This window comes from Dietzia sp. B19 (assembly GCF_014145155.1).
Lineage (GTDB): Bacteria > Actinomycetota > Actinomycetes > Mycobacteriales > Mycobacteriaceae > Dietzia > Dietzia natronolimnaea.
The window spans coordinates 1-4,087 of record NZ_JAALED010000027.1; the positions used below are offsets into that span (position 1 = coordinate 1).

Genomic DNA, 4,087 nt, shown 5'->3' on the forward strand with positions numbered 1-4,087 from the left:
AGATCCCCGTGAACTACCGGGGCTAGTCCAACATTTCGGAAGGCATCCCATTGAGCACGGGTAACAGCCCTCACCCTTAGGTCCGTCGAGGGAGTTTTACGATGAACGACTGATCTGCTGGCTATCCGGATCCATGGCAGTTCATCTCGCTGACCAGTTTCGTATAGTTAGTTAAAAAAGGCGCGTACGAATACTAATTGACGGTCGAGAGTCCGCGTCGATATTCCTCTGCTGAGCCGGTCGTCGCAGAAGGCGGCTATTTCGCTCTCTACAGTCTCTAGAATTGTTACGCCACGATCATCTAGAAATTTGGCAAATGTCACGGCATCTCGCGAATAAGATCGAACTGTATTGCGGCTTAAGTTCTGAGAATACAAGCGTAGGAAAGTGCACCAGGGCTCCATCGGTCGCATCTGGTCATCTACGAGTATCGGTGTCCCATCCTTGATCCGTCGTCGTGGAGTCAGTTCTGGATCGAGAGACATCGGTCCGTCACCGATTGCCGCCCATTTGGCAAAGTACAACTCCACGCTCAACTTCCACCCCTACGGCTCTGGGGCTAGCAGCCCAGTCCCGCTGGCACTGTAGCCGTCTGATGAGACACTGCCACGAAGAGCGCATAACGCCCGGGTGGTGGCCCGGGGTGGCGGTGATCGTCAGCACGAACGGGGCCTTCTCGTGCGGCCCGTCCATTCGGGTCAGACGACGCATGTAGCTGGTGCGCTTGCTGGCGTGCCGGAACTGGTGGGCCTCGTCGATCACCGCCACATCGACCTTGAGGCGAGGGCGCCCGTTCCGGGCCATGAGCTTGCCCAGGCTGTCCGAGGACATGATGATCCAGCGCAGGTCGTCGTCACACTGGTTGTCGTCACCCAGTGCTGCGATGGTGCGCCGCCACGACGGGATGGTGATGCGGGCTGGCCGATCCACCGTCACCAGGATCGTGCGGGCGCCGCGCAACTTCGCGATGCCCTTCGCCGCGGCCACCGCAACCAGGGTCTTGCCGGTGCCCACATCGTTGGCCAGATGAACTTGTCGGAACTGGCGCTGGGCGGCAGCGACGATCGCGTCCACGTCCGCGTGTTGCTCTGGGCGCAGCGTCATCGGTGCAGCGGTCGCGCCCGGGCCCTCGCTGCCGTTGAGCTCGTCCTCCAGCCACCGCAGGTAGGAGCAGGGCTTGCTGGCGTAGGGCTCCAGTGGGCTCGGCAGGGCGGTACCGACGTAGGCGTGCGCGGTGAGCGACTTGTAGTAGGTCACCCCGGCCGGCGTCCCGCCGCCCAGTCCTCCCCACGGGAGCTCCAGCAGCCACACCCGCTGGCCGGGAGGGATAGACGGAACCGCCGGCGCCGCGGCGGGCCGCTTCTTGGCTGACGTCGCCCGCCTGGGGCTCGACTTGCGCCTGGCCGTGGCCTTGCGTGAGGACCGGGTCGCCATCAGAGTGCTGCCGCGTCTCGGGCGGTGACGAGGGCGGGTGAGTCCACAGCGTTCTCCTGGGTGGTCCTGGCGGCGTCGGGCTCACTGTAGGGGCCGGGTCCGTCATCGCCGGGGTGGCCCGGTGCCGGGACGCCGTGGGGGAGGGTAGGTGGCCGGGGGCGGGGGCGAGTCCGCCGGTCGGGGACAGAGCTCCAGTTCGACGACGACGCTGACCCGCCGAGGCCAGAATTCCTGCCACGGATCAGTTCACAGTGACGGCAGGACCTCGCTTGGGGCGCCGAGTTGGCATATTCTGCCAACAGGGGTGATGAGTATGCCAACACGGAATGTTGTTCTCGGCCAGCAGCAACACGAGTTAGTTGATCAGCTGGTGGCATCCGGGCGCTACCAGAACGCCAGCGAGGTATTGCGCGAAGGGCTTCGGCTGTTGGAGCGACGCGATGCTGAGGATGCGGCCAGGCTCGCCGCGCTGCGTGCAGCTGCCGATCAGGGGTGGGCTGACGTGGCGGCGGGTCGCTATGTGGATGTCGATGAGGCGGGCCTTGACGACCTCATCGCAGACATCGGTGCACTGGCTGTGGCCGACGGTCAAACACCTGGCTGATGGCGACGTTTCGTCTCTCAGAGAGCGCACGTGAAGACATTGCGTCGATTCTGTGGTGGTCGTATGAGCAGTTCGGCGACCAGGCCCAGAAGCGGTATGAAGCACTGATCGTTGCGGCACTCAGGGATGCGGCCTCCGCCTCTGACAATCCCGGTCTGGTCGAGCGTCCGGAGCTCGGGGAGGGGGTCGTGTCGTGGCACCTGTCGAATAGTCGCCGTCGATCAAGCGGTGGGAGTGTCAGCCGGCCCCGGCACTTTCTCGTCTGCCGATTCGACGGTGAAGTTCTCGTGGTCGGCAGGGTTCTCCACGACGCGATGGACGTGGGCCAGCACGTCGATCCTGCTCGCGTGTGGAGCTGAGCGGGGGCGGCCGGGGAGCAGTGCGCGCCCGGAATGGACCAGCCTCGGCGCGCACCCGGGCTGGCGGCGTACAGACGGAGCGCATACCTGGGAGGGGGAGGGAGCCCGCCCCCGGCGCAGCCTCGGCCCGCCCTGTAGACCGACGTGGAACAATGGTCTCCGGTACTGCAACCACCCAGCGCGGTGCCGGCCCAGAGACGAACCACGAACTTCCCCAAGGAGCACAGATGGCGCTTATCGAGCAGGTCGGAGCCCGGGAGATCCTCGATTCGCGAGGCAACCCCACCGTTGAGGTAGAGGTGCTTCTGGACGACGGCTCGTTCGGACGGGCCGCGGTGCCCTCGGGTGCCTCGACCGGTGCCCACGAGGCCGTGGAGCTCCGCGACTCCGACGACCGCTACCTGGGCAAGGGCGTCACCAAGGCCGTCGAGGCCGTGCTGGACGTGCTCGCCGCGGCCGTGATCGGCATCCCCGCCGAGGAGCAGCGCCTGGTCGACGAGGCCCTCCTCGACGCCGACGGCACGGACAACAAGTCCCACGTCGGCGCCAACGCCATCCTGGGAGTCTCGCTCGCCGTGGCCCGCGCCGCCTCCGAGGCCGCCGGCCTGGAGCTGTACCGCTTCATCGGCGGCGCCAATGCGCACGTCCTGCCCGTGCCCATGATGAACATCCTCAACGGCGGCGCCCACGCGGACTCGGGCGTGGACGTGCAGGAGTTCATGATCGCCCCCATCGGCGCGCCCACGTTCCGTGAGGCCCTGCGCATGGGCGCTGAGGTGTACCACCACCTCAAGGCCGTGCTCAAGGACAAGGGCCTGTCGACCGGCCTGGGCGACGAGGGCGGCTTCGCCCCGTCGGTGGACTCCACCAAGGCCGCGCTCGACGTGATCGTGGAGGCCATCGAGAAGGCCGGGTACACCCTCGGTACCGACGTGGCGCTCGCGCTGGACGTCGCAGCCACCGAGTTCTACAAGGACGGCAAGTACCACTTCGAGGGTAAGCAGCTCTCCGCCGCCGAGATGGCCGACGTCTACGCCGACCTGGTGGCCAACTATTCCCTGGTCTCCATCGAGGACCCGCTCGACGAGGACGACTGGGAGGGCTGGACCACCCTCACCGAGATGATCGGCGACAAGGTCCAGATCGTGGGCGACGACCTCTTTGTCACCAACCCCCAGCGCCTGGCCGACGGCATCGCCAAGGGCGCGGCCAACGCGCTGCTGGTCAAGGTCAACCAGATCGGCACCCTCACCGAGACCCTGGACGCCGTCGAACTGGCGCATCGCAACCGCTACGCCTCGATGATGTCGCACCGCTCGGGCGAGACCGAGGACACGACCATCGCCGACCTCGCGGTGGCCTGCAACTGTGGCCAGATCAAGACCGGCGCCCCGGCCCGCTCGGAGCGCGTGGCCAAGTACAACCAGCTGCTGCGCATCGAGGAGATGCTCGGGGACGCCGCCCGGTACGCCGGCGCCGGCGCCTTCCCGCGCTTCAACGCCTGAGCCAGGCCATCGGGTCGCGCGGGCAGACTAAGCACAGTCAGAGCAGGCCCAGTAAGTAGGTCGTCGAGAGGAGGGCTCATGGCTCGCCCACCGCGCCCTTCTGATCGCCGGGGCTCGCCGGATCGTCGGGGCGACGGCCGCGATCGGTCGTCGTCCCGGCGCCCCGGGGAGGCGTCGGGCCCCAT

Annotated in this window: 4 protein-coding genes; 3 read left to right on the plus strand and 1 reads right to left on the minus strand. The window is 66.6% G+C overall.

Annotated elements, in window-relative coordinates:
* Positions 1 to 492 precede the first annotated feature (492 nt).
* Positions 493 to 1,434, minus strand: coding sequence for a DEAD/DEAH box helicase family protein (locus tag G6020_RS01280; protein WP_241731167.1), 942 nt, complete (start codon positions 1,432 to 1,434; stop codon positions 493 to 495).
* A gap of 307 nt (positions 1,435 to 1,741) precedes the next feature.
* Here G6020_RS01280 and G6020_RS01285 point away from each other — a divergent pair, with 307 nt between their 5' ends.
* The 3 genes from G6020_RS01285 to eno all read left to right on the plus strand — a co-directional run bounded on the left by G6020_RS01285 (position 1,742) and on the right by eno (position 3,902).
* On the plus strand, positions 1,742 to 2,038 hold the full coding sequence (locus tag G6020_RS01285) for a type II toxin-antitoxin system ParD family antitoxin (protein WP_206682189.1): 297 nt from the start codon (positions 1,742 to 1,744) through the stop codon (positions 2,036 to 2,038).
* Complete coding sequence (locus G6020_RS01290; protein ID WP_182609404.1) at positions 2,038 to 2,397, plus strand: type II toxin-antitoxin system RelE/ParE family toxin; 360 nt, start codon at positions 2,038 to 2,040, stop codon at positions 2,395 to 2,397. Before G6020_RS01285 ends, G6020_RS01290 begins: the two co-directional genes overlap by 1 nt.
* Positions 2,398 to 2,624: 227 nt before the next feature.
* Positions 2,625 to 3,902 (plus strand): phosphopyruvate hydratase, encoded by a 1,278-nt coding sequence (eno, locus tag G6020_RS01295; RefSeq protein ID WP_182609405.1) that lies wholly within the window; start codon positions 2,625 to 2,627, stop codon positions 3,900 to 3,902.
* Positions 3,903 to 4,087 lie beyond the last annotated feature (185 nt).

Coding starts and splice junctions, on each gene's coding strand:
- eno (WP_182609405.1), top strand. CDS start 2,625: ATGGCGCTTATCGAGCAGGTCGGAGCCCGGGAGATCCTCGATTCGCGA.
- G6020_RS01290 (WP_182609404.1), top strand. CDS start 2,038: ATGGCGACGTTTCGTCTCTCAGAGAGCGCACGTGAAGACATTGCGTCG.
- G6020_RS01285 (WP_206682189.1), top strand. CDS start 1,742: ATGAGTATGCCAACACGGAATGTTGTTCTCGGCCAGCAGCAACACGAG.
- G6020_RS01280 (WP_241731167.1), bottom strand. CDS start 1,434: ATGGCGACCCGGTCCTCACGCAAGGCCACGGCCAGGCGCAAGTCGAGC.